Raw genomic sequence first — 23419 nt, 5'->3', positions numbered from 1 at the left:
GTTTCAGCGCGGGCGCCGTGTCATATACAGATGTCTTTCCACACCCCTCGGGCGGCGGCGACGGGCCGACTCGGGCAGATCCGAGGTCGGCACTAGGTGCTACGGCGCCTGGCGTCGACGTCGGTACTGCCGCTAGCTTCTTAGGGTCGGCATCATCGGCTCCTCCATCGGCAGTCCAACCGGCCAGTCGCGCTAGCGGCGGCAGGCCATCGTCGCAAGGTGGGTCGCCGTCACGGTGATGTCCATCTCGAAGGCGGAGCCGAGCGGCTTTTGTCGCGCAACAGCTCCTGCACCGTCTCGCGCAGCTGCCAGCGGTGCGCCGCGAGTCGGTTGCCGGGGACGGCTGTGCCTGCGACCTCGTTGAGGAGGTCGGCGAGCAGCATCGTCTCGGCCGCCCAGGTGAACCTTCGGACTAGCGTGTAGTCGACCTCGAACTCGGGGTTGTGCTTTAGCCAGTTGTAGTCGTTCCAGATCCGCTGGCTGAACGGCGCTCCGTCACGGACCCACGGCTTGAACGCTGGCTTGAGGTGGCGAATGAGGGCGTGCATCGGATTGACGGGTCCCGTACTCCAGACCTTCGCCCAGTCGGGTCGGCCTTCGTGGCGCTTCACCCAGTACTCGATGGCAGCCATGGCGTTGAGCAGCCTCGTCTCGGCGCTCGCCCCGACGTAGAGACCCTCGGACACTGCTCGCGTAGCTCGGGAGAAGTGTCGGCAGAGGGCTACCCACCGAACAAATGCTCGCGGACCGCCTAGGTCGGGAAGGTGCACTGCGGGGAACGGGTGAGACAGGTCAGCCAGTTGGACGTGGTGGTGCTTGAACAGGCGCTGAGACCAGAAGCGCCCCGGCTCCACCTGGACCGAGTTCACCTTGCTGGCCCCGGGGACGGGAAGGACCCGGCCGCCCCAGCAGTGCCCGATCAGGTCCTGCATCCACTCGAACGCCTCGACTAGTTCGGCCGTTGGCCTGGGTTCGGCGGCCGAGAGCTTCAGGCTCAGAGCTGGATTGATCCGGATCTGTTCGATGTCTCGGTCTGACCACCACGTCGGCCGCACAGTCAGAGTGACTCCATCCCCGATGGCCAGCCTCGTAGCCTCGGCTGTAGGAAGGTCCAGCGATGCGCCTCGTCCAAGCGGCTCGTCCGCATCGCGATAGCGCCAGTCAGGTCGCTCTGACCGGTCCCAGGGGTTCTGGTTCGGGAACAGAATCTCGGCCTCGATGATGCCGTCGGCTTCCACAGTGTTCACGTCGAGGCCTGTGGCAGCGGTCTCGAAGGTCGAACGGACGACATGAATTCGCTGGCCGGACCATAACGAGAAGTCGGTGAGCCGCCGTCGGTCAGATAGGAAGACTGTGCCCTTACCAAGCACTCCCATCATGGAATCCGGGTAGCGCTCGTCGTCGGACTCCGTGCCGTTCTCCATTGAGCGCCAACCCTCGACCTCGACGACCCAGTAGCCGTCCTCGTTCCGGCGGATGTGGCCGTTCGTGGGGGGCTGCTGTGGAACACCGTTGCGTAGCCACCAAAACCGACCTGTCATGCCCGCAGCCATCGTCTCTAGGATGTCGCCGCTCATTTTGGACCTAGCGGCTCGAGACCGGAACCGACTTTGAGTTCTTGCGGAGACGCTCGACGCACTGCCCGATACACCGTGGACCGGGTGACCCGGAACAGCTCGCCGACGGTGTGCTCGCGTGCGTGGTAGAGGCTGACGAGGTGGGCCTCCTGGCGGGGGCTGAGTTTGGGTTGCTTGCCGCGAAGGCGCCCTTTGGCGCGGCCGACCTTCATGCCTTCCCGGGTGCGCATGCGGGCAAGGTCGGCCTCGAACTCCGCGACCATGGCAAGCACGTTGAAGAGGAGCCGGCCAACGGGGTCGGTGGGGTCGTGGACGGAGCCGCCGAGGTTGAGTTTGACCTGGCTGGTTGTGAGTTCGTCGGCGATGGCGCGGGCGTCGGGGAGGGACCGGGCGAGCCGGTCGAGCTTGGTGACGACCAGGGTGTCGCCGTTGCGGCAGGCGGCGAGGGCCTGGCGGAGTCCGGGCCGGTCACGGTTGGTGCCGCTGAGGCCGTGGTCGGCGTAGACCCGGTCGGGTTGAACGCCGAGGTCGGCGAGGGCGTCGCGTTGGGCGGTGAGGTCCTGGCCAGTCAGTGGAGACCCATGCATAGCCGATCAGCACGGCATACCTGCGCCGTAAGTCCTCCGGTAACTGACACGCATCACCGAACCAGTGTTGCGGCACAACGGGCTGAGCGTGGGCGGCACGCCGGGGGAGTGGCTGTTTGGTGTGCCGTTGACGGGTCGGCTTACGGGCCGCTTCACACCTGCGCTGATGTCGGCAGTTGCGAGGCGAGGCGGGTCCTTGAAGGTGCGCGGATGAAGTGCGGCTTAGGTTAAGGTCCTGCGACATGCCATCCCTTGGCTCTGTTGACACGCGTTAGGCCGGGCCGCAGCGCGGCCGAGCCCTAACAGGCCGCCGCAAACTTAATTTCATCGTCCCTTCATGGTGGTCGGCCTAGCGTCCGGGACATGAGTGAACTCCTGGCCGTGCAGGCCGAAGGTCTGACGAAGCGGTACGGCGCCCTGACCGCCGTCGACGGCATCTCCATGCGCGTCGCCCAAGGCGAGGTGTACGGGGTGCTCGGCCCGAACGGGGCCGGGAAGACGACCTTCCTGCGGATGTTGTTCGGGTTGATCCGCCCCGACGCGGGCCAGCTCGAGGTCTTCGGCCGGACCTGGGCGGAGCACGGGACGGCCGCCCTCGACGGCGTGGCCGGATTCATCGAGAGCCCCCGCTTCTATCCCTACCTCAGCGGCCGACGGAACCTTCAGCTGCTGGCCGGTCTGGACGGCGGCTCCGGAGCCGACCGGATCGAGGAGGTCCTCGAGGTGGTCGACCTCACCGGCAGGGAGGGCGACAAGGTCGCCGGCTACTCCTTCGGGATGCGGCAGCGGCTCGGCGTCGCCGCCTCTCTGCTGCGAGACCCACGGCTGCTGGTGCTGGACGAACCGGCCAACGGGTTGGACCCGGCCGGGATCCGGGACATGCGAGCGCTGGTGAAGCGGCTCGCGGCGTCCGGTCTGACGGTGTTGCTAAGCAGCCACGACATGGACGAGGTCGAGGAGATATGCGACAACGTCACGATCATGAAGCGCGGGTCAGTGGCCTACCACGGGACGATCGCCGACCTGCGCCGGCAGGCGCCTCCCCAGGCCCACCTGCTCCGCACCAACGACGACACCGCCGCGCTCGCCCTGGCCGGGCGGGCGGATGTCAGTGTCAGCGCCGCTGACGGCCAGCTGGCGGTACATGGCCAGCAGACGGCGATCGACGCCTACGTCGCTGACGTCGTCGGGTCCGGGCTGGCCATCCGCAGCCTCACCCTCGGCGAGGCACCCCTGGAATCGCTGTTCTTCATGCTCACCGAATCCGCCCCCGCGACCACCGCCACACCGGCCCACACCGACCTCGAGGAGGCGACCCGATGACCACCACCGCCACGGAGCCCAGCACCGCGAACCCCGACTCAAGCCGTCCTCGTCGCGTCGCAGCCAAGCTGCAGCGCGCCGGGACCCGGACTGCCTACCACTGGGAACTCGTCAAGCTCGCCGCCCTGATCCGGGTCCGCGCCATGATCATCGGCTGCCTGATCGCGCCGCCGATCATCGTGTTGATCCTGCGCGGCCAACGACCTCCCGCCGACACGCTCTACGGCAAGCTGATCCACCTCAGCGGCTTCGCGGTCCCACTCCTGCTGCTGGGCTTCATCAGCCAGTGGGTCCTCCCGCTGCTGACCAGCCTGGTGGCGGGCGACATCTTCGCCAGTGAAGACCAACAAGGGACCTGGAAGACCATTCTCACCCGATCGGTCAGCCGTGCCCAGATCTTCCGAGCCAAGACACTCGCGGCGCTCACCTTCGCCGCCGTGGCCTACTCGGCCCTCGCGGTGTCCGCCATCGCCTCCGGCGTCCTGCTCGTCGGCCGGCAGCCGCTGACGGGCCTGACCGGGCAGACCATCACGCCATCGACCGCACTCGGACTCGTCATCGCCGCATGGGCAGCCGCATTCCCAGTGCTCATCGGCTTCACCGCCCTGTCCATCCTGCTGTCGGTCCGCACCCGCAACCCCGCACTCGGGGTCGTCGGGCCCGTGGTGCTCGGTCTGGCGATGAGCCTGCTCGGCTCGGTCGGAGGGATCGGCCTGCTCCGACGCCTCCTGCTCACGACCCCGCTCGACGCCTGGCACGGACTGCTCACCGCCACACCGTTCTACGGACCCCTCGTCCAAGGGCTCGCGGTCTGCGCAGCCTGGACCGCCCTCTGCCTCGTCCTGGCCTACCGCTCGCTGCGCAACCGCGACCTCACCGAAGGATGACCATGTCCAGCACCACCACGGCCCGCCGATGGGCCACCCCTCGACCCGCCACGCTGTTCCGAGCCGCCATAGCCCTCGTCGCCGCGCTAGCCGTCGCTCTGGCCTTGGTCATGCTCGGCAAGCCCGAGATCACCAAGACCCGCGTCGAGAACTCGCTCAACCCCGCCTTCAGCAACCTCTACATCCAGCAGCAGCAGATCCTGGGCCACCCCGGCATCAGCCCCGCTTCCATGAAGACCACCAGCACCTGCGACCGCGGCGGCGCGAACGTGCCCGACGTCGGCGCCGGACCCGACTGGCTCTGCCTCGTCAACTTCGTCGACAGCACCGGCACTCTGCAGGAAGAGGCGAAGTTCGAGCTGCAGGTTCACGCCAACAGCTGCTACACCGCAGGCGCCCCCGCCAAGCTCCTCGGCAGCTTCACCATCACCGACACGAACGGCCGCGAGGTCCCCAACCCGGTCAACGCCTTCGACGTCTGCTTCGACCCCGACGCCTGACCGTGCTGAATGCAGGCCGTCGAGCGGTCCCGCCCGTTACGGTCGTGGCCCGAGAGGAGGTCGGCACCCCGATGAAGATCCTGCTGGCTGAGGACGACATCCGGCTCGCCGACCTGCTCGAGCAGGCCTTCGTCGAGGCGGGCTGGCAGGTCGAGACCCACCACGACGGCCCCTCCGCCTACGAGGCCGCCCTCACCGGCCGCGACCACGACGTGTTGCTGCTCGACTGGATGCTGCCCGGCCTCGACGGAGCCACCATCAGCCGGCGGCTCCGCGAGTACGGGATTCGCACCCCGATCCTGATGCTGACCGCTCGCACCAGCCTCAGTGACCGGGTGGACGGACTGAACGCCGGCGCCGACGACTACCTCGCGAAGCCCTTCGAGCTCGAGGAGCTGCTGGCCCGGATCCGGGCCCTGCACCGCCGCGCGCACCTCGACGACACCGAGCAGCCGTTGCAGGTTGGCGACCTCGCGCTCGATCCGTTGTCCCGCCGGGTCACCCGGGCCGGCCAGGAGATCGAGCTGTCGGCCCGCGAGTTCGCCATCCTGCAGCTGCTGCTGGAACGAGCCGGCCAGGTCGTCAGCCGCTACACCATCCTCGACGAGGTGTGGGACGGCGACACCGACCTACGCAGCAACGTCATCGACGTCCACGTCGCCAGCCTGCGCGCCAAGATCGACCGGCCCTTCGACACCAGCACCATCACCACCCGGCGAGGCGCCGGCTACCGCGTCGAACCGGACCCACGATGACCGCGAGCAGACTGGCTCGGCTGCCCCTGCGAGTGCGACTGGTCGCCGGGTTCTCCGCCACCATGCTGCTGGTCCTGCTCGCCGCTGGCGGCTTCGTCTACTGGCGCGTCCACTTCGCCCTCGACCGACAGGTCAACGAGGACCTCACCGAGATCAGCACCCGGCTCACCCCACTCATCACCGACACCGGTGCCTTCCGCACCGACGCCTCCGCCAGCGACCGCAGCGAGATCTACCAAGTCCTCGACGCACAAGGCCAGGTCCTCACCGCCAGCCCCACCGCCGGCCCGGAACCACTCCTCGATACCGCCGACGCACGCCAGGCCCTGACCGCTCCAGTGCGTCGCGACATCGGCGCCCTGCTCCCGATCAAGAACCACCCGCTCCGCGCCTACGGCGTCCCCCTGCCGAACACTGGCGGACCAGCAAAGGTGCTCGTGGTCGCCGTCCGGCGCGACCACCGCGACGAAGCATTGCTCGAGCTGTTGCTCCAGCTCGGCATCGCCGGCCTCGGCGCGCTCGTCCTCACCTCAGCCGTCGGCTACCTGCTGACACGATCCGCGCTACGTCCCGTGGAGCGCTACCGCGCTCAGGCCGACCAGATCGTCCACGGAGTCCCCGGCGTCCGGCTCGGGATTTCCGAGCAGCGCGACGACGAGGTCACCCGACTCGGCCGCACCCTCAACACCATGCTCGACGCCCTCGAAACCGCCCTCGAACGGGAACGCGACTTCGTCCGCGACGCCAGCCACGAGCTCCGCACCCCGCTCACCCTGCTCACCACCCGCGTCCAGCTCGCGCTCCGCAGACCACGCACCGTCACTGAGCACGAAGAGATTCTGCGCGAGGTCCGGACGGACCTGGACCGGCTGACCCGGCTGGCGGAGCAGCTGCTCCGCGCGGAGACCCATGGCCTCTACGAGGACAGGAGTGTCGACCTGGCGCACGTCGCCGGGCAGGCGGTTCACGAGCGCAACCGCACCGCCGACGGCGAGCCGCCGCGCCCGGAGCCCCGCTTTCATCTCCAGGCTCCGGCGCCCGTTGAGGTGGCCGTGGGCGAGGTCGAGCTCGCGCAAGTTGTCGGGAACCTGCTGGATAACGCCCTGCTGCACGGGCAGCCGCCGGTGCACGTGCACGTCGACCGGGTCGGGGCGGTCGGGCGGCTGCAGGTGCAGGACGCGGGTCCCGGCATGGACGCCCAGCTGCTCGCCACCGCCACTCGGCGGTTCAGCCGCGCCGCCGAGTCCCGCTCTCGCCCTGGGTTCGGCCTTGGGCTGGCCCTGGTGGCGGCCGCCGTGACGCGCGCCGGCGGCGAGCTCCGGCTCTGCTCCGCCGGTCACCACCAGAGCTCCGGAGTGCCCACCCCATCGACCTGCGAGCACGGACCCGCGATGACCGTGACCGTCCTACTTCCTACGACGCAGAGCGCCAGCGGTGACTCAAGTCGCCTGACAGGGTCTCGGCATCTTCATGTATGAGTAGAGCCAAGCACTACAGCGGCCGCTCGTCGAGTCGAGAATGCTTCCTTGCGATCAAGCTCTCCGACACCCGCCAGGTGCCGCGTCTCGCTCAACGTTCCTCTACGGCACACCCATCCGACCCCATAGCCTGCCCTCAAGCGGAAACCATATCGGGTTCTCGATGTGCCCCGCCGCGTCGAGTGTTGGACAGGCTGGTGGGCTCCTCAAGGGCGGCTGCGCCGTCGCTGCGCGATGCCTGCGGCACCCTTGACTGGTCCACCATCCTGCTCAGGATCGGCAGCTACGCGGGGTCGGCAGGGGTGTGGTGCCCAGCCACCGGCAGGTGAGGGGCAGCCAAGTTGTCAGCCGGCTCGGCGGCTTGGCCAGGTCTCCTGAGCGGCGCAGGCCTGGACACCTTGTCCGGTTGTTCTAGGGCGTGGGGTCGCTGAACACGCCGGGTGGTGGTGGGTCGAGGACGAGTGGCGGCTGGTTGTGGTGGCGGCCGGGTTTGCAGCGGGCGAACTGTCCGGCCGGGTGGGTGAGCATGGCCATGGTGGGGTCGGCGTGGTCGCGGAGCTAGGTGCTGGCGCCGGTTGTGGGGTCGAGGCGGAGGGTTTCTCAGGCTTTCCAGAGGGCTTCGAGGCGGACGATGGCTTCGGTGTGGAGTCACCAGCGGGAGCACCAGCGGCGTTCGGTGTCTTGGTCGTGCCATCGCGGGCGTAGGTGGGGGCGAGGAACCCGGCCACGAAGGCGGCGACGTCGGGGTAGAAGTCCGCCGGCTTGGCCTGCTCCCGCATCCGGTGCTGCGGCCGCCGCGGCTGCGGCCGCCGTGGCCCGCCGGGCCGGCGGCGGCGGCTCGGCGCCGGTGGGGTGGGGGCGTCGTCGAGGTCAAAGAAGCCGTCGTCCAGGTCGACGCCGGGCTCGGTGGTGGTCACGCCGCTGCCTCGCCGGGTTGGGTGAGTGCGGTGTGGATGGTGGTGGCGTGGCTCCTTCCCGCCAGGGGATGGGGTGGGTGAGGACGGCGGGGGTGCCGGAGGCGAACACGACCGCTCGGCCTTGGGGGAGCTCGCGGAGCTCGGCGGGGGTGAGGATCGGCTTGTCTTGGGTGGTGCGGGTGATGGTGCGCCTGCCGTGGCCGATGCTGGCGGTGCGGTGCAGCCGTTCGGCGGTGCCGATGAGGTCGGAGAGCCGGCGGAGGAAGGCGGGGTCGTCGACACCACCGCCGTAGATGCGGGCGTTCGCGCTCGACCACAGCTTCTCGATGCCCTTCGTCGCGCCACGCTTCGGCGCCTTGGACCCAGGACTGCAGGATCGTGAGCAGGATGATGCCGCGGGACCCGAAGTGGGAGTAAGTAGGCGTCGAGGTGCCGGATCCGGCAGATGTTCGCCGCCTCGTCGAGGACACCGACGAACGGCACCACCAACCGGCCACCAGGTGAGCGGGTCGCTGCGTCTTCGAGGGCGTCCGGCGTCGAGGACGGCCATGGTGAGGGCGGCGACCAGCGGGCCGACCGAGCCCACACCCTCCTTGGTGAGCGCGTACAGGGTGTCAGTCGAGCCGGCGAACGCGACCGGGTCGAACGCCGGCCGGGCGAGGTCGTGGGTGATCCAGGGGTGGACGTCGCGGTTGCGGAGCCAGGACAGCAGTGAGCGGGCGGTCCCGTACACGCCTTCGCGCTGCTTGTCGGGGAGCCGGGTCAGCGCGAACAGCGCTTGGGCCTGCAGGGTGAACCGGTTGGACCGGAGCAGGTCGGTGGCGTCGTCGTCGAGGCTGGTCAGCCAGGAAGTAGACACAGGTCAGCGGTTGCTCGCCGCAGGCGGCGGCGAGCAGCAGGAGGCTGATGAGGTTCTCGGCCTCGGCCTCGGTGTCGAAGTAGGCGTCGACCCGGGCGCCGGCGGGGCGTGCGGAGGTGACCAGCTGCGCGGCGAGCCTGTCCGCCCGGGCCTCCGACGCCACCACCTGTCCCGAGGGCAGCCGGGCCGCCCGACCGGTGGCCGGGTCGGTGGGCGCGATGTAGGTGAGCGGGTTCCACCACCAGCCCGGCCCGGTGGCTGTACTACCAGGCGCGGCTATCGCTTGGGGGTCGAACAGCCACAGTCGGCCGTGCTCGGCGCGGAGGGGTGCGGGTGGTGTCGTACAGGTCCCGCTTGTTGCTGGTAGCTAGAGCGGCGCCGGGTGCGGCCAGCAGCGCAGGGACGGCGTAGGCGGTCGTCTTCTGGGTGCGGGGCTCTGCGACCAGGATGACCATGTCCTCCCAGCTGGTATGCAGCATCCGCCGCCCGGCCACGGCCTTTCCGATGGGCAGGCCTGGGCTCTCGGCGCCCAGTCGTTTCCCGATGCGCGCTGAACCGGCGGCGGTGAGGTGGTCGACGTCGCGGCCGCGGCCCATGTGGCGGGCCGATAGGTCCGGCCGCATCCGCCGTTGGCCCTTCGGCCACACCACGATCGTGCCGACGACCAGGATCACCAGCACGACACCCAGGCCGGGCAGCGGCGAGGGCGCCGCCGCCGGCCGGGAACCAGGTTGTCCCGGTTTCCGGTGTCGTTTACGCCACGTTCTATCAGGCGTTGTCGTCGCGCCCGCGGCTGTTGGTGTCGAACAACATGAGCTCGGTCCGGGTGGGCGGGGCTTGAGGCTGGATTCGACCGGTTCCCCGAGTTCGATCGGCACCTTGCCGGCGCGGCGCTGCGGGTGGGGTGGGGGAACGGGACGGCTAGGGCCGTCCTACTTTGAGGGCCCGCCGGAACCTCCAGCCCGAGGGCAGGGTGACAACCGGAGCCGGGGGGTGCACCCATAACTGGTGCCCTGCCGGTGACGGCAGGCGCAACACCGGGCAGAGCAGGCGCTGACGCCGGAAGCCAGCGTCGACCACGGGAGTGCCCGCTTAGCGTTCGGGGGACATGCTCTGACAAGGCCAGATTGTTTGTTCCCCGCTCTTGCACCCCCTTCCTGAGGTCTTCGGGGGTGCGCGCTCGGTGACGTCTGCTTGCCACCTTTTCGCGTAGCCGAGGGCGGAAGGGGTGGCGAGGTGACTGGTGTCGCGGAGCAACTGGGGTTGGACGGTGTAGACAGCGAGTTGCTGCGGGAGGCGGCGACGCTGTGGCCGGGGTGGGCGACCGAGGACGATCGTCTTCAGGCGGTCGATGGCTTATTGGAGCTGCGGCCGTGGCTCAGGGTGGCTGAGCCTGGCGCGGCGGATCGCGTGTTGCAGGCGTTGGCGCGGTTGGCGTCTACGTCGGGTGGTGACAGCGTGGCAGCTGCCGCGGTGTTGGCGTCGGTGTTGTTGCCCAGTGCCCGCTCGGTGGCCCGGCGGCTGCAGACTCTGTCCCCTCGGATCGATGAGCTGGTGGCAGCGCAGCTGTGGATCGAGGTGCGCACTTTCCCGTGGCAGCGGCTGGGCAAGGTGGCCGCAAACGTTCTGGCGAGTTTGCGGGTGGCGGTGATGCTCGACTGCGGGGTTGCCAGCCAGCTGCAACGGTCGGACCGGACGTGGAGCCGCACCCGATCGCTCGACCCAGCGAGCTACTGCTGGGCGGCCGTCGCCGCGCCGCCCACAGTTACGTCGGCGGAGGAGGAGCTCGCCTCGCTCCTGGCGTGGGCGTGCGAGGCCAACGTGATCACCACGGAGGACCGGTCGCTGCTGCTGTGCCTGGTGGCGACCGCCGATAGTGCTTCGTCGGTGACCCGGCGCAGCCGCTCAGGGCTGATGGGGGACCGGGTGTCGGCGGCGGTGGGGGAGGCGTTCGGTGTGTCGTCGGTGACGGTGCGCCGTCGAGCGCGCCGGACGATGACCGCCCTGAGTGAGGCGTGTGCCGAAGAAGAGTGGTTCGCGGCATGACCGGTGACCACCGAGCAGGTGTGGCGCCCCTTCGGTTGGTGGAGGTGACGCCGAGCGTGACAGATGAGAAGTCGACCGAGCGCCCGATGGTCGGTTCCGGCACGACCGTGACCGAGGACGTGGGGCGGTCGACGGCGGAGATCGCTCGGCTGTTCGAGGTGGCCAGCCGAGAGGACGAGGCGATCTACCGGCTGGACGGCTGCATGACCGAGCTGCGAGAGGTGCAGGCGGCCCGTCGGGCGCTGACGGCGTTCACGCCGGCGGAGCTGCAGGCGGCGCTGGCGTACCGGCGTCGCGCCCTCGACGGGCGTGCCTCATGACCGGCCGGGCTACGCCACCGCTCGAGGGTCGGCGCTCGAGCGGGCGGCGAGGGCACGGCCCTCGGCCGGTGGCAGTGGGGGTGGCGGAGCTGCGCCGCGCCTGGGAGGCGGTCGCGGACGGCCAGTTCCAGATCCCATCGTCGATTGACGCCTCAGCTTCGCCCCAGCAGCGGAAGGCGTTATGGACACCCAAGGATGGGGAGCGGGTGGTCACGGTGGCCGGCTGTGTCGGGTCGTGCGGCGCGTCGACGGTGGCGCTGGCTCTGGCCAGCACCGCCGACGGGCCGGCCCGGGTGGTCGAATGCTGCCCGTCCACCGCGTCGGGTCTGGCGGCCGCCACCACCGCCGAGCTCGGCGTCAAGCCGTCAGGCTGGGCGGAGGGGACCCGCGGCGACGTCATCATCCAGCGCACCAGCAGCGGGGTCATCCGACCAGAGGACGTGCCCTCGCCGCCATCGGGCGACCAGCTTGCGCTGACCGTCCTGGACGCCGGGTGGCGGACGGAGCAGCTGCTGGACACAATCTGCTGGCTGACCGACCAAATTCGTGGCGACGCACCGGCGGTGGCGGTAGCCGTCGCGACGGTGCCGGGGCTGCGTCAGCTGGAGGTGGTGCTGTCGGCTCTGGGTCCGGTCGCGGTCGCGGCGGTTGTCGGCCCCGCCTACCGCAGGTGGCCGACCGCGCTGAAAGGCAGCCGGGGCGCCGGTCTCCGGCGGCTCGAGGCGGCAGGCCGGCTGGTCGTGGTTCCGCACGACCGGCGGCTGGCGCTGCACGGTTTGGACTCCACGCCGCTACCGGCGCCGCTGCTCGAAGCCGCCCGGCAGATCCACTCACTTCTCGCGGCTGGCGAAGGGAATCAGCGATGACTGCCCACATCGGGTTGGTGCCATTGGAGGTGTGTCCGGTGGCGCCGGGTAACGCGCAGGTCTACGTCGACCAGATCACCGGATACGTGCTCTGGGGGGTCGGGATCCTGTTCCTGGTTGCGGTGATCGTGGCGGTGGGGGCGATCGTCGCCGGGCGGCTGTTCAACATGACCCATGCCTCCCGGGTCGGCGTCATCAGCATCGTCGTCGTCTTCATCGCCGCCATCGCCTACCTGGTCCTGCCCGGCATGCTCCAGTCCATCCTCGCCTCCGGCTGCATCAACACCAGCGGAAACCCGCAGCCTTCCGCTGCGGCGCCCCAATGACGCCCCCACCCATCACGCGGCGCCGTCAGCACCGCCGGTTGCTCCTGGCGGCCTTCGCCTTGGCCATCGTCACCGTGGTCCTGGTGGTGGAGCTGGGACCACCGCCGGCTGATGTCGGCCGCGAGCTCACCGAGCAGCAGGTCCTGCCAGCAGCATCGCCGCAGACCAGCAGCAGCACTGCTTCGAGCAGGCGTGACGCCATCGCCGCCGAGCCGATGCCCTCGGTCCGGCCCGCCGATAGCCGACCCACCACGACGGTGCCGCAGACCGCCGGGGTCGTCGAGGTGCCGCCGGCGTCGGTGGTGGGACCGGCGGGGGTGCCCTCGGGGTTCCCGCGCACCCCGGAGGGTGCGGTCGGCCAGCTCGCCGCCCTCGTGGCGAGGGTGCTGGAGCAGATGTCGCTGCCCAGGACAGCTGCCATCCATGAGGCGTGGGTGCTGCCGGGAGCGGTGCCGGCGGAGGGGTGGGAGCTGACCGGGCATGTGCGGGCGTTCCTTACCGCGGCCGGCGCGAGCACGGAGCTCGGCGCAGCCGGTGAGGTGGCGGCGGTCCCGGCGGCGGGGCTGGTGAAGGGGACGGACGGCCCGGACTGGGTGCTGGCCTGCGTCTTGCTCGAGGTGCGCGCCACCGTCGTCGTGGAGGCGCGGATGGGCTTCGGCCACTGTGAACGCCAGCAGTGGCACCCCGACCGGCCGCCGTCGGCCACCGACCGAACCCGTGACGGAACTGCAGAGTTGGGGCGGTGGATGGTTGCCCCCGGTGCGCCGCCGGCGGTGGCGCCGTCGACGTGGCCGGGCAGCGAGGCCAGCCGACGTGCGGGTTGGCGCCCCTGGGCCGAGCTTGTCTGGTCCGATCTTCCGGTCGAGGACCGGTAGAGGGCGCTGGGATGGTTCCGGAGGTGCCTTCACCGTTCGAGTGGCTGGCTGACAGCGCGGGCAAGGTAGCGGCGGACGCGTGGACGACGGCCATGTTGGGGTTGTGGAACGCCGGGCTGTGGGTGCTGCGGCTGGCGCTCCGCTTCGTCGACGGCCTACTCACCCCGGACCTGTCTCCGGACGGGCCCGGCGCGGCGATCTATGCGACCACCTTCTGGCTGGCCGGGGTGCTGGTGTTGGTCATGTTGATGGTCCAGCTCGGTGTGACCGCGCTGCGCCGTGACGGGAAGAGTTTGGCGACCGCCCTGATTGGGTCGGCGAAGTTCGTGGTGGTGTGGGCCGGCTGGCTGGTCTACGGGGCCGCGGTCGTCGCCGCGTGCGGCGGGATCAGCCGGGCCCTGATGCGCAACCTGCTGCGGGTGGACAGCTGGGCGGCGTGGCAGCCGTTCACCGAGCTGGACGTGGCGCACGTCACCGAGGCCACGGTGGCCACCGTCCTCGGGCTGCTTGGACTGCTGCTGTGGCTGGCGGCGATCGGGCACCTGCTGGTGATGATCACCCGGGCGGGAGCGCTGATTGTGCTGGCGGCGATGACCCCGGCGATGGCCGCCGGGCTGGTCGCCGACGCCGGCCGAACTTGGTTCTGGAAGAGCCTGCGCTGGTTCCACGCCGCAGCGTTCACCCCAGTGCTGATGGTGTTGATGCTGGGGGTGGGGGTGCAGATGACCAACGGTGTGGCTTATGGCCGCGCCGACAGCGTCGAACGTGCGGTCGGCACCGCACTGCCGGGGGTGCTGCTGATCGTGGTCGCCTGCTTCGCCCCGCTCGCGCTGTTCAAGCTGCTGGCCTTCGTCGACCCGACCACCAGTTCCGGCGCCGCCTTGCGCGCCGGCCTCGCCTCTGCCGACGGTGTCGGCGGCTTCCTGTCCGGGCGCAGCGGCAGCAGTGCCGGCGACGGCGTCGCCGCCGCCGCTGGTGGGGGTGACGGCCGGTCGTCGGGGGAGGCGGCGTCCGGTGAGGCGACCGACGCCCGGTTCAGCCAAGCCGCCAGCACTTTGGCCCTTGGCGCGGGCGGCGGTGCCGCTGGTCTCGCGGCCGCGGGCCTTGATGCCGCACGGCAGACGGCGGCGTCCGCCACCGCCGTCGGGTCGGACCTGACCAACCAGATGAGCGTTGGCCATCACAGCTACCACCCCAACAATCCGGACGTCTCTAGCGAGTACGACCGGCCCGAGGCCGACGACGGAACGGATGGCGGGTTGGGGCAGGACGAGCCGGGCAGCGCGCCCGACCATCGGGACTCACCAGCGGCCGGCGGAGGTCCTCGGTCGGAGGGGTCGCCCGCTGGACGTGGTGGCAGCGGACCGGGTGGCGGCGGGTCGGCCTCACCACCAAGACGTCCACCAGGTCCGGCCGCTGGCGGAACAGGCGCAGGGGCCGCGGAAGGCGCAGCCGGGGCAGCGGCTTCGGTGCCGATCGTGCCGGTCTGAAAGAGTCCGGCACGCCGCAGGCTCAGGCGCAGCAGACGAAGGCGGGCCAGCCCAGGAACAACGAGTCACGAGAACAAGGCACGAGGACGAAGGAGTGTGAGTGGTGGTGGCGACGTACAGCGAGTACCACCGGGACCGGATTGGCTGGTTCTTCGGTTTGCAGGGTTGGCAGCTGGTGCTGTTGGCGGTGGCCGCGCTGCCGGTGCTCGGGTTGGTGCAGCGCGGCGCCTGGACCGCCGCGCTGGCCGGGGCAGGGGTGTGGGTGTTGACGCTGGTGGTGGTGGCGGTGCCGGTCCGCGGCCGGTCGGCAACGGGCTGGCTGCTGGCCAGCCTGGCGTTCCTGCTGGGCCGTCGGGCCGGGTGGACGCGGTGGCGGAGCCGCGCCGCGACCGGCGCCGCCCAAGATCTGGCGGAGGCGGACCTGCCGGGGGTGCTGCAGGCCGTCCAGATCCACGACGGGCCACCGCACGGCCCCCACCAAGTCCGGGTGGCGGTGGCGCAGAACCACGCGCTCAGCACGTGGGCGGTCACCGCGCAGGTCACCCATCCCGGGATCGGGATGGCCGACAGCGCCGATCGAGACCGTCAAGGCCACGGTCTAGCGGAACTGCTCGACCTAGCCGCCCGGACCGAGCTGATCGAGGAGGTGCTGTTCACTGTCCGGACGGTGCCCGACGACGGCGCCGAACGCGACCTGTGGGTCCGTAAGCACCGCAAGCCCGGCGGACCGGAGCTGTCGCGGCGGGTGAACGACGACCTCCGGCAGAGCCTGACCGGGGCGTCGGTGCGAACCGAGACGTTCGTCACCCTGGTGGTCCCCGAGGCTCGGATGGGCCGGCCGGCGCGGGAGGCCGGCGGCCGGTTGGAGGGTAGGGCGCGGGTGCTGTACGGGCTGATGGGGGAGGTGGAGGCGCAACTGAGCGGTGGTCTCGGCATGACCCAGGTCGCGTGGCTGACGTCCCCGCAGCTCGCCCTGGTCTGCCGGACCGGGTTCGCACCCGGTGACCGGGCCGGGATCGTCGAAGCCCTCGCCGCCCACACACAAGACTCCGGGGTGAACGCGGACGTGCCGTGGGCGCTGGCCGGCCCATCCGGTGCTGACCCGGTCGCCCGGCACTACAGCCACGACGCCTGGAACTCGGTCAGCGTCACCCTCCAGCTGCCCACCAAAGGCGCGGTTCTGGGTGCGTTGGCGCCGGTGCTGACCCCCGGGGAGGCGGGGGAGCGGCGCAGCCTGCTGGTCGCGTTCCCGATCCTCGCCCAGTCGGTGGCTGATCGCCGCACCGCGAACAACGAGTGGGCCGCCGACCTCGGGGAGGAGCTGCGCGCCCGGGCGCGGATGAAGGTGCGGGCCCGGCAGCGCGCCGAGACCGCGAAAGCCCGCGGGGTCGACGTGCAGCTGGCCCGCGGCAGCTGCCTGACCCGCCCCTACGCCGTCGCCACCGTCACCGTCCCCAAGACCGCCCGGGTCGCCGAGTACGGCCGCCGGCTCGACGCCGCCGTCCGCCGGGCCGGGTTCGCCCCGCTGCGGCTGGATCTGGCCCACGACGTCGCGTTCGCCGCTTCCACCGTGCCCCTCGGCGTGAGCCTCACCCGCAAAGCCACCCGATGACCCGCCCCCACCCCCCGTCTACCCGGTCCGTCCGCTCCCAGTCCGCACATCCGCGCCGGGTGTACGCGCCGGGCGCCGGTCGGTCGGTGTCCCGGCTGCTCGCGGACTTCGGCCACACCCTCCCCGCCGCACCCCCGGCCAGCGAGGTGGGGCGGGAGGGTCGGATGTTCAATCCGTTCCCCGCTCGGGGGGCGATGCGGTCGGGTCGGGGGTGGGCGGCGGCGTCGGCGCCGGTGTCGACGTGGCGGATGACCTCGGACCAGGCGCCAGTGTGCTGGCCGTTCATAGCCGCTCCCGGCCTGCCGCCGTCGGGGGCGCAGATGGGTGTCGACCTGCTGTCCGGTGGCTCCTTCTACGCCGACCCGCTCGGCTGGGTCCTCAACGACCACGTGCCGGTCACCAACCCGAACATGTTCGTGTTCGGCAAACCTGGCCGCGGGAAGTCCGCGACGGTGAAGGCGTTCCTGCTGCGGATGATGGACTTCGGCTACCGCGCCCTCATCCTCGGCGACCCGAAGGACGAGTACGAACCGCTCTGCCGGGCCTTCGGAGTCGAACCGTTCACCATCGGTCCCGGCCTGAACGTGCGGATCAACCCGCTCGCCTTCGGCCCCCTCGCCGACGGCTGGGACACCCTGTCCGCAGGGGAGGCGCGGTCGCGGGCGGCGGTGGTGTTCGGCCGCTGGCTCACCCTGGTCCGCGGCCTGGTCGGTTCCCAACGCCTTGGCGAGCATCGGGTCCCGTTCGGGCCCTCCGACGAGGTTGTCGTGCAGACCGCCCTCGCCGACCTGACCGGCTACAACCATGCGGCCACCCGGATGACCGAGACCACCATCCCGCAGCTGTGGCGGCTCCTCGACAACCCGACCCCGCAGCTGGTTCGGGACTGCCGTTACGCGACCGAGCGGCAGTTCCTTGATGAGACCCGGCTGCTGCGGGACTCCCTCGGCCAGCTCGTCTCCGGCGCTCTCGCCGGGCTGTTCGACGGCCCGACCGCCATCGCGGTGGACTGGCAGGCCCCGATTCAGTCGCTCAGCCTGTCCCGGCTCGAACCGCTCGGCGACGAGGCGGTCGGGATCGCGCTGCTGTGTTTGAACAGCTGGGGCCGCGGCATCCGGGAGACGGCCGCACCGGGGGATGTGCGGATTGTGGTGCGGGACGAGTCGTGGAAGCAGCTGCGGCTCGGGGTGGAGGCGGTGAAGAGCTTCGACGCCGACCTGCGGCTGTCCCGCAGCACCGGCGACATCCAGATCGCCGTCGGCCACAAACCCTCCGACCCGCTGTCCGCCGGGGACACCGGCTCCCAGGCCGTCGCCATCGCCAAGGACCTACTCCATTTGGCCGACATCACCGTCCTGCACGGCCAAGACGCCGCGGTCGCCGAAGACCTCGACCGGCTCCTCGGCCTCGGACCGATCGCCCAACAACTGGTCACCGGCTGGGCGATGCAAGGCAAAGGCCGCGCCCTGTGGGGAGTCGGGGACCAGCTGTACAAGGTCCAGACCATCCTCCACCCGCTCGAGCACGCCCTCACCTACACCAACGACGCCCTTCAACACGCCTGAGCCAGAAAGACGAGGAGGGGCAGAGGCATGAAGGTTGCCGGCTGGGTCGGGATCGCGCTGACCGTCCTGTTCCTACTGCCGCTGGCGATGGTCCTCGCCGTTGCGGCCGTCCTCGTCCCCGCCGCGGTCGCCCCCATCTCGTGCGGCGACCGGGCAGCAGCGGCCGGCGCAACCAGCGCGGCGCCGCCCGGGAAGCCGCCGACCGAGTCGCCGCGTCCGGTGCTGCCGCCGTCGGTGGCCCGCGGCGCGGGGGAGGGCGGCATCGGTTTCCCGCTGCCGCCGCCCGGACGGCCGCGGCAGGACTCGCTGCACAACCCTCCACTGCCCATTCCGGCCAGGATCGAGCGGCTGTACCGGGCCGCTGCCAAGAGGTACCGGATCCCGTGGACGCTGCTGGCTGGGGTCGGGATGGCCGAGACCGGCCACGGCCGCAACAACCGGGTGAGCTGGGCGGGGGCTCAGGGGTTGATGCAGTTTCTGCCCGCCACCTTCGCCGCCATGGGTGTTGATGGCAACCGGGACGGGCGGGCGGAGATCGGCAGCGACGCCGACAGCGTGTTCTCGGCCGCGAACTACCTGACCCGATCCGGTGTCAGCGAAGGAGCGGCCGGGGTGCGGCGGGCGTTGCGGGCGTACAACCGGCCGGCCTGGTACACCAACGACGTCCTCTTCTACGCCGCCGCCTACGGCGGCGGCACCGTCTATGGGAACCCCCACCACTGCGGCACCACCACCCGCGCGACCGGCGGTCGGCCGGTGCCGCCGCTCACCGCCGGCCGGGTCGCCGCCGTGCTCAGGTTCGCGACCAGCCGCGCCGGCGGACCCTACGTGATGGGCGCCAACGGCCCACGCGCTTACGACTGCTCCAGCCTCACCCAGACCGCGTACGCCCGCGCCGGCATCCGAATGCCCCGCACCGCCGCCGCCCAACGGAGCTGGCTCGCCGCCGGCAACGGCACCCGCATCCCTCTCGGCCAAGAACAACCCGGCGACCTCGTCTTCTGGGACTCCTACCTCGGATCCAACCAGATCGGCCACGTCATGCTCGTCTGGAACCCCGCCACCAAGACCACCATCGAAGCCCGCAGCACCCGCGACGGCATCGGCCACTTCAGCTACGCCGACGGCCCGTCCCACCACATCTTCGAGATCTGGCGCGCCGCCAACCTCACCTCAGGATCCTGATCGTGCGGTGACCGTCCGGAGCCACGGCACCGCCTTCCCGACTGCAATCGACCGGAGCGCCCGGAGATTCACCGCCTCTTCGGTGACCGGCAGATGGCCCTGTTGCAGGGCCGGCCCCCGAGCGCTATTTCAGCTGCTTGCGGGCTACGATCTCGTCATCCGCGAGTTCGCCCGTCTCCACGAAGCCCATGCTCGCGTAGAGCGACCGAGCCACGGTGTTCTGCTGGTCGTAGCTCAGGCCCGCCTCTCGATGCCCTTCAGCGGCAGCCCGCTCGAGCAGTTGAGCAACTACCGATCGACCGCAACCGCGTCGCTGATGTCGGCGGTCGATGAGCAGTCCCCCGATCCAAAAGCTCTCGTCTTCCGGATCGATGCCCCACATCACGAAACCGACCACCTCCGCCCCGTCCCGGACGGCGAGGGGTCCCCACGGACTTTCCCCGTAGGCACACAAAGCCAGGTAGTAGGCCACCGGCGCAACAATGCGCCGCTGCGACTCATCCACCTCAAGAGCTAGGCATGCCCGCCAGTTCCCGGCGCCGACCTGTTCAAGGGTCACGGTGCGAGGCTAGATCAGGGCTGTGTCAACGGCGCCGTTCCGCAGTGCATTCCGGGTCGACTGGGGGAGGCCGGGTCGCCTGGTCCGCGCGATGTCGGCCGCTTCAGCTGCGCCGCAGGCACGCACCATTACATCTTGAGATCTGAGGGGTCGCCAACCTCTGAAACACACGACCTGCCGGGTGACCGCCGGAGCCTGTGCTGTCGCCTTCAGGGTGCTGTGAGCGGAACCTCCAGCCAACAGGCGCGTCGCCGTGACCCCTACCCGTGGACGTGGGAGCTGCCCCTCGGTGTCGTCGTGGCGGTTCTGCTGATCGCCGCGCTGGCGGCGCACCTGGGCCGGGCGGTCGCCAACCGCATCGCCGGTGCCGGCTGGGCCTTCCCCGACCGGGCCGACCTCTTCACCAGTCTGCCCGGCCTCCTCACCGGCGACGCCGCCGCCGGCCTCCCCGCGACCACCGCCCCGTTGGCCACCGCCGACACTGTCCTGACCTTGATCGTGGTGGTGGAGCTGATGGTTCTCACCGCCGTTTCGGTGGTGCTCAAGGTCGGGCTGGGCCGGTGGGGGCCGGGACGGATGCGGGGCATGGCAAGCCGGTCTGAAGCCAAGCAGCTCCTCGGCCGCACCCGGCTCCGCCGCAACGCCCCCATCATCCGCCCCGACCTGTACCCAACCAGGAGACGCCGTGGCTGACCCGCAGAACCTCTCAGCCAAGTCGAATCTGGAAGTGCGTCGGGGGAGAGCGTTCGACCCGAGCCAGGTGGGGTGGCGGCTCGGCCGCGGGCAGGAGCCGCGGGGTGGGGAGCTGTGGGTGCCGTTCGACCGGACCGCCGGGGTGATCGGACCCCAGGGCAGCGGCAAGACCCTCGACCTGCTCACCCCAGCCCTGCTCGGCGCACCCGGCCCGGCGCTGGTCACCCTGACCAAGGTCGACGACCTCCTCCTCAGCTGGACCAACCGTGCAACTGCCGGCCGGCCGTGTGTGGTGCTCGACCCGTTCGGGCTGGCGCCCGGGCTGCCGGAGCTGGTGTGGGACCCGGTCTCCGGCTGCGTCGACCCGATTGTCGCGGAAAGGCGGGCGAAGGCGTTCACCGCCGGCACCATCCGCAGCTCCGTCGCCGGCGGCCACGGCGACGACGCCGCCCGCTTCTACGCCGGCGAAGCCGCCAAAGTCATCCAGGCCTACTTCCACGCCGCCGCCCTGACCGGCCGCACCCTCGACCACGTGCTCCGCTGGGTCGCGCACCCCACCGCCGCCACCGACCCCGCCGAGATCCTCCGCGAACACCCCCACGCCGCACCGTTCTGGCACGGCCTGCTCAACGGGGCCCTGAACGGCGACCCGCGCACCGCCGGCAACACCACCACCACCGTGCAGCAGGCGCTCGACCTGTTCTTCCAAGCCGACACCCGCCGCCGCTGCACCCCCACGCCCGGTAGGCCGGCCACTGACATCGCCGACCTGCTCCGCCGCGGCGGAACCATCTACCTGCTTGGCCGCGACGACCCCTACGCGTCGGCGTCCCCGCTGATGACCGCCGTCACCGAACACATCCTCGACACCGCTCTCCAGCTGGCCAACACCTCACCATGGGGGCGGCTCTGCCCACCCCTGTTCGCCTGCCTCGACGAACTACCGTCCACCGCGCCTCTGCCCACCTTGCGGACTCGGATGGCCAACGAACGCGCCCTCGGCGTCTCCTTCATCTACGCCTCCCAGACCTGGCGGCAGCTCGCCGCGATCTTCGGCGAACACGAAGCCCGGGCGCTGGTCGGCCTTACCAACGTGCTCGTCGTCTTCGGCGGCTCCAAAGACGTCGGCTTTAACCAGGAGATCTCCGACCTGATCGGCCAAACCCGGGTTCCTCGCACCAGTTGGCAGACCGGACGGACCGGCGGCCGCACCACCTCCGGCGACGACATCGCCATCCTCCGACCAGAGGACATCCGCCAGCTCCCCGAACGCCAAGCCCTCGTCGTCGCCGAGAACGGCCGACCGATCATCGCCCGCCTCACCCGCTGCATCGACGGCCGACACGGACGCACACTCCTCGACCACCAACATCGCCTCCGTCACCAACTGGTCGACCGACAGACCCGAAACCGTGCCCCCGAGGCGCTCGCGGAGGATGCCCTGCTGGAAGCGCAACGGCACGGACTCACGCCCAACCCGACTGACCTCCTCCGATGAGCATGCAGCCGCCCGGCACCCGACCGCGGGATTCGACGCCGATGGTGCTGCCGTTTCCTCGGCCCGGCCGGCTCATCCAGGACGCCTACCAAGACCTCGAAGTGGCCGCCAACAGCAGCCTCCAGCGGCTGTCCACCTTCAGCGGCCTCGACGACCTGCCCCGCCCCTGGGACCCCGCCCGCTGCACCGACCGCGACCTACGGCTCGAACTCTGGGCATGGCTCGACGCCGTCGTCAGCTGGCACAACCATCAACAGGTGTGGGACGCCCACGCGACTATCCCCGCCTGCTGGCCCCACCACCCCCACCTGGTTCACCAGATCGCCGTTCTCGCCGACCAACGCCACCACGCCGGCCAAGCCCTCACCAGCGACCTCCTCGAGGACTGGCACCGCTACACCCTGCCCGCCTTCACCGACCGCATGAACAACCAGCTACGCGAACACTGCGCCGACAGCCACCAACCCTGGCCTGCCCAAGGCCGCCACAGCCGCTACCAAGCCGAATCAAGCCGTGCCGAGCGGCAGGGCCGGTTCGAAAGCGACACCAGCACCTGGACCTTCCCGCAGACTGCCACAGGCGGGCGGCTCTGACCTGAACCTCACAGGCCTGGAGTCACCGATGAGGCCCCGGGCCCCCTTGAGGGCTACCCGCCGCCCATTGGAGCGCGCGGAGTTTACCCACGTGGTGTCTCCAGCGCCGGTCAGTGAACATGCCGCTGTCGTCGACGGTTCACGACCGGGATCAGTGGCCATCTCCAGCCCCGAGGCGACGGAAGAACAGTTGTGAGACGAACGTGACACCACCCAACCTTTGGCCTTGTCCGGAAGCCAGCGTCGGATGTCTGATCCGATGCAGCACCAGACGTAGGGGCAAGGGTCAGGGACGCCAAGAGGCAGCGCGATCGGTTGTTTCGGGGTTCAGCCTTCTTCGGGGTGGGTAGCGCACCCTTCACTAGGCGGGCATCGGGGTTCGCCGTTACCTGCCATGGGCGGGCCATGACCTCCTCCATGCCGTCCCCAGCTGCCAGGGAGGTTCCCCCGTGACCACAGCACCTAGCTCCACTGCGAATGCCGAATCGGCCCGCGCCCGGCTGCCAGGCCAGAGGTCGGGTGGCCTTGGCGAGCCGAAGGCCCCGCGGCTCGCTTCGGCGCATGATGGCGCGACTTGGCACGACCAAGCCGCGTGCCGTTACGAGGACCCGGAGCTCTTCTTCCCCATCGGATCAACCGGTCCGGCGATGCGGCAGGTGGAGGAAGCCCGCAAGGTCTGTCGTGGCTGCCCGGCCAAGGACCCGTGCCTCCAGTGGGCCTTGGAGTCAGGCGTCGACCACGGCGTCTGGGGCGGACTCACCGAGGACGAGAGGCGCAGCCTCAGAAGGCGGCAGTCACGGTAGGAGCCGGCGGTCCGCCTAACCTTCGAGGCTCCGGTAGCCCGCACGGTCACGTATCACCAGCGACGGCTGTGGCGTCCGAGCTGCATCGAACCCGATCGGATAGTG

The 23419-nt window shown here is 70.3% G+C and carries 22 protein-coding genes and 2 pseudogenes; 18 read left to right on the top strand and 6 right to left on the bottom strand.

The genetic code is table 11. The features are described 5' to 3' along the window. Positions 1-230: 230 nt before the first annotated feature. Both BLT72_RS14090 and BLT72_RS14085 read right to left on the bottom strand, forming a co-directional pair. Complete coding sequence (locus BLT72_RS14090) at positions 231-1577, bottom strand: hypothetical protein (protein WP_091413632.1); 1347 nt, start codon at positions 1575-1577, stop codon at positions 231-233. Further along, positions 1574-2164: a recombinase family protein gene (locus tag BLT72_RS14085; RefSeq protein ID WP_231930061.1), complete on the bottom strand. Its 591-nt coding sequence runs from the start codon at positions 2162-2164 to the stop codon at positions 1574-1576. The genes BLT72_RS14090 and BLT72_RS14085 overlap by 4 nt, the downstream gene beginning before the upstream one ends. Before the next feature lie 363 nt (positions 2165-2527). Between BLT72_RS14085 and BLT72_RS14080 the strand changes: the two genes are divergently transcribed. The 5 genes from BLT72_RS14080 (at position 2528) to BLT72_RS14060 (ending at position 7107) form a co-directional block, all read left to right on the top strand. Further along, positions 2528-3487 carry an ABC transporter ATP-binding protein gene (locus BLT72_RS14080; protein WP_091413578.1) on the top strand — a complete coding sequence of 320 codons (960 nt, stop codon included), beginning with the start codon at positions 2528-2530 and terminating at the stop codon, positions 3485-3487. Continuing rightward, the gene (locus BLT72_RS14075; protein WP_091413580.1) at positions 3484-4374 is read left to right on the top strand and encodes an ABC transporter permease; all 891 of its coding nucleotides are present in this window, start codon (positions 3484-3486) and stop codon (positions 4372-4374) included. The genes BLT72_RS14080 and BLT72_RS14075 overlap by 4 nt, the downstream gene beginning before the upstream one ends. A 2-nt stretch (positions 4375-4376) precedes the next feature. Beyond that, complete coding sequence (locus tag BLT72_RS14070) at positions 4377-4874, top strand: hypothetical protein (protein ID WP_091413582.1); 498 nt, start codon at positions 4377-4379, stop codon at positions 4872-4874. A 71-nt stretch (positions 4875-4945) separates the two neighbouring features. Beyond that, positions 4946-5629, top strand: a complete 684-nt coding sequence (locus BLT72_RS14065; protein WP_091413584.1) for a response regulator transcription factor — start codon at positions 4946-4948, stop codon at positions 5627-5629. Then, positions 5626-7107: a sensor histidine kinase gene (locus BLT72_RS14060; RefSeq protein ID WP_091413630.1), complete on the top strand. Its 1482-nt coding sequence runs from the start codon at positions 5626-5628 to the stop codon at positions 7105-7107. The genes BLT72_RS14065 and BLT72_RS14060 overlap by 4 nt, the downstream gene beginning before the upstream one ends. An 870-nt stretch (positions 7108-7977) precedes the next feature. Here the strand turns inward: BLT72_RS14060 and BLT72_RS23585 are convergent. The 3 genes and pseudogenes from BLT72_RS23585 to BLT72_RS14050 form a co-directional block, all read right to left on the bottom strand. Continuing rightward, on the bottom strand, positions 7978-8352 hold the full coding sequence (locus BLT72_RS23585) for a TraM recognition domain-containing protein (RefSeq protein ID WP_425349248.1): 375 nt from the start codon (positions 8350-8352) through the stop codon (positions 7978-7980). Positions 8353-8395: 43 nt separating this feature from the next. Continuing rightward, positions 8396-8494: pseudogene (locus BLT72_RS23580) on the bottom strand (hypothetical protein); the annotation flags it as partial. Positions 8495-9146: 652 nt separating this feature from the next. Then, positions 9147-9563, bottom strand: a complete 417-nt coding sequence (locus BLT72_RS14050) for a hypothetical protein (protein ID WP_091413627.1) — start codon at positions 9561-9563, stop codon at positions 9147-9149. A gap of 556 nt (positions 9564-10119) precedes the next feature. Between BLT72_RS14050 and BLT72_RS14045 the strand changes: the two genes are divergently transcribed. From BLT72_RS14045 to BLT72_RS14005, 9 genes are all read left to right on the top strand, one after another. Beyond that, entirely contained in the window at positions 10120-10929 is an 810-nt protein-coding gene (locus BLT72_RS14045) for a hypothetical protein (protein ID WP_091413625.1), read from the top strand. A 56-nt stretch (positions 10930-10985) separates the two neighbouring features. Further along, positions 10986-11249, top strand: coding sequence for a hypothetical protein (locus BLT72_RS14040; protein WP_157720504.1), 264 nt, complete (start codon positions 10986-10988; stop codon positions 11247-11249). Positions 11250-11329: 80 nt separating this feature from the next. After that, a complete protein-coding gene (locus BLT72_RS14035) occupies positions 11330-12115 on the top strand; it encodes a hypothetical protein (protein ID WP_157720503.1) in 786 nt (261 codons plus the stop codon). After that, positions 12112-12441: a hypothetical protein gene (locus BLT72_RS14030; RefSeq protein WP_091413620.1), complete on the top strand. Its 330-nt coding sequence runs from the start codon at positions 12112-12114 to the stop codon at positions 12439-12441. The genes BLT72_RS14035 and BLT72_RS14030 overlap by 4 nt, the downstream gene beginning before the upstream one ends. Continuing rightward, positions 12438-13316, top strand: coding sequence for a hypothetical protein (locus tag BLT72_RS14025; protein ID WP_172826077.1), 879 nt, complete (start codon positions 12438-12440; stop codon positions 13314-13316). Before BLT72_RS14030 ends, BLT72_RS14025 begins: the two co-directional genes overlap by 4 nt. Before the next feature lie 11 nt (positions 13317-13327). After that, the gene (locus BLT72_RS14020; RefSeq protein ID WP_091413617.1) at positions 13328-14806 is read left to right on the top strand and encodes a hypothetical protein; all 1479 of its coding nucleotides are present in this window, start codon (positions 13328-13330) and stop codon (positions 14804-14806) included. A 100-nt stretch (positions 14807-14906) separates the two neighbouring features. After that, entirely contained in the window at positions 14907-16418 is a 1512-nt protein-coding gene (locus tag BLT72_RS14015) for an SCO6880 family protein (protein ID WP_231930060.1), read from the top strand. A gap of 248 nt (positions 16419-16666) precedes the next feature. Next, positions 16667-17983, top strand: a complete 1317-nt coding sequence (locus tag BLT72_RS14010) for an ATP-binding protein (protein WP_231930059.1) — start codon at positions 16667-16669, stop codon at positions 17981-17983. A 27-nt stretch (positions 17984-18010) separates the two neighbouring features. Continuing rightward, entirely contained in the window at positions 18011-19168 is a 1158-nt protein-coding gene (locus BLT72_RS14005) for a lytic murein transglycosylase (protein ID WP_091413614.1), read from the top strand. Between the two features lie 124 nt (positions 19169-19292). Here the strand turns inward: BLT72_RS14005 and BLT72_RS14000 are convergent, their stop codons facing one another. Then, the gene (locus tag BLT72_RS14000; RefSeq protein ID WP_091413612.1) at positions 19293-19727 is read right to left on the bottom strand and encodes a GNAT family N-acetyltransferase; all 435 of its coding nucleotides are present in this window, start codon (positions 19725-19727) and stop codon (positions 19293-19295) included. Positions 19728-20024: 297 nt separating this feature from the next. Between BLT72_RS14000 and BLT72_RS13995 the strand changes: the two genes are divergently transcribed. The 4 genes and pseudogenes from BLT72_RS13995 to BLT72_RS23110 all read left to right on the top strand — a co-directional run. Further along, positions 20025-20420, top strand: a complete 396-nt coding sequence (locus BLT72_RS13995; RefSeq protein WP_157720502.1) for a hypothetical protein — start codon at positions 20025-20027, stop codon at positions 20418-20420. A gap of 34 nt (positions 20421-20454) precedes the next feature. After that, on the top strand, positions 20455-21918 hold the full coding sequence (locus BLT72_RS13990) for a type IV secretory system conjugative DNA transfer family protein (RefSeq protein ID WP_091417471.1): 1464 nt from the start codon (positions 20455-20457) through the stop codon (positions 21916-21918). Beyond that, positions 21915-22511 (top strand): hypothetical protein, encoded by a 597-nt coding sequence (locus BLT72_RS13985; protein ID WP_157720501.1) that lies wholly within the window; start codon positions 21915-21917, stop codon positions 22509-22511. The genes BLT72_RS13990 and BLT72_RS13985 overlap by 4 nt, the downstream gene beginning before the upstream one ends. A gap of 575 nt (positions 22512-23086) precedes the next feature. Beyond that, positions 23087-23314, top strand: a pseudogene (locus BLT72_RS23110) (WhiB family transcriptional regulator); the annotation flags it as partial. Positions 23315-23419: the final 105 nt, after the last annotated feature.

It is taken from the genome of Friedmanniella luteola (genome assembly GCF_900105065.1).
Classification (GTDB): domain Bacteria; phylum Actinomycetota; class Actinomycetes; order Propionibacteriales; family Propionibacteriaceae; genus Microlunatus; species Microlunatus luteolus.
Note: the sequence above shows the minus strand (reverse complement) of the source record. Positions and strands in the feature narration are given on the sequence as shown.

Bases quoted from the DNA above. Each gene is read 5' to 3' on its own strand.
- BLT72_RS13985 (WP_157720501.1), top strand. From the start codon at position 21,915: ATGAGCATGCAGCCGCCCGGCACCCGACCGCGGGATTCGACGCCGATG.
- BLT72_RS14065 (WP_091413584.1), top strand. From the start codon at position 4,946: ATGAAGATCCTGCTGGCTGAGGACGACATCCGGCTCGCCGACCTGCTC.
- BLT72_RS14080 (WP_091413578.1), top strand. From the start codon at position 2,528: ATGAGTGAACTCCTGGCCGTGCAGGCCGAAGGTCTGACGAAGCGGTAC.
- BLT72_RS14030 (WP_091413620.1), top strand. From the start codon at position 12,112: ATGACTGCCCACATCGGGTTGGTGCCATTGGAGGTGTGTCCGGTGGCG.
- BLT72_RS14060 (WP_091413630.1), top strand. From the start codon at position 5,626: ATGACCGCGAGCAGACTGGCTCGGCTGCCCCTGCGAGTGCGACTGGTC.
- BLT72_RS14085 (WP_231930061.1), bottom strand. From the start codon at position 2,164: ATGCATGGGTCTCCACTGACTGGCCAGGACCTCACCGCCCAACGCGAC.
- BLT72_RS14005 (WP_091413614.1), top strand. From the start codon at position 18,011: ATGAAGGTTGCCGGCTGGGTCGGGATCGCGCTGACCGTCCTGTTCCTA.
- BLT72_RS14010 (WP_231930059.1), top strand. From the start codon at position 16,667: ATGACCTCGGACCAGGCGCCAGTGTGCTGGCCGTTCATAGCCGCTCCC.
- BLT72_RS14075 (WP_091413580.1), top strand. From the start codon at position 3,484: ATGACCACCACCGCCACGGAGCCCAGCACCGCGAACCCCGACTCAAGC.
- BLT72_RS14020 (WP_091413617.1), top strand. From the start codon at position 13,328: ATGGTTCCGGAGGTGCCTTCACCGTTCGAGTGGCTGGCTGACAGCGCG.
- BLT72_RS14070 (WP_091413582.1), top strand. From the start codon at position 4,377: ATGTCCAGCACCACCACGGCCCGCCGATGGGCCACCCCTCGACCCGCC.
- BLT72_RS14090 (WP_091413632.1), bottom strand. From the start codon at position 1,577: ATGAGCGGCGACATCCTAGAGACGATGGCTGCGGGCATGACAGGTCGG.
- BLT72_RS14025 (WP_172826077.1), top strand. From the start codon at position 12,438: ATGACGCCCCCACCCATCACGCGGCGCCGTCAGCACCGCCGGTTGCTC.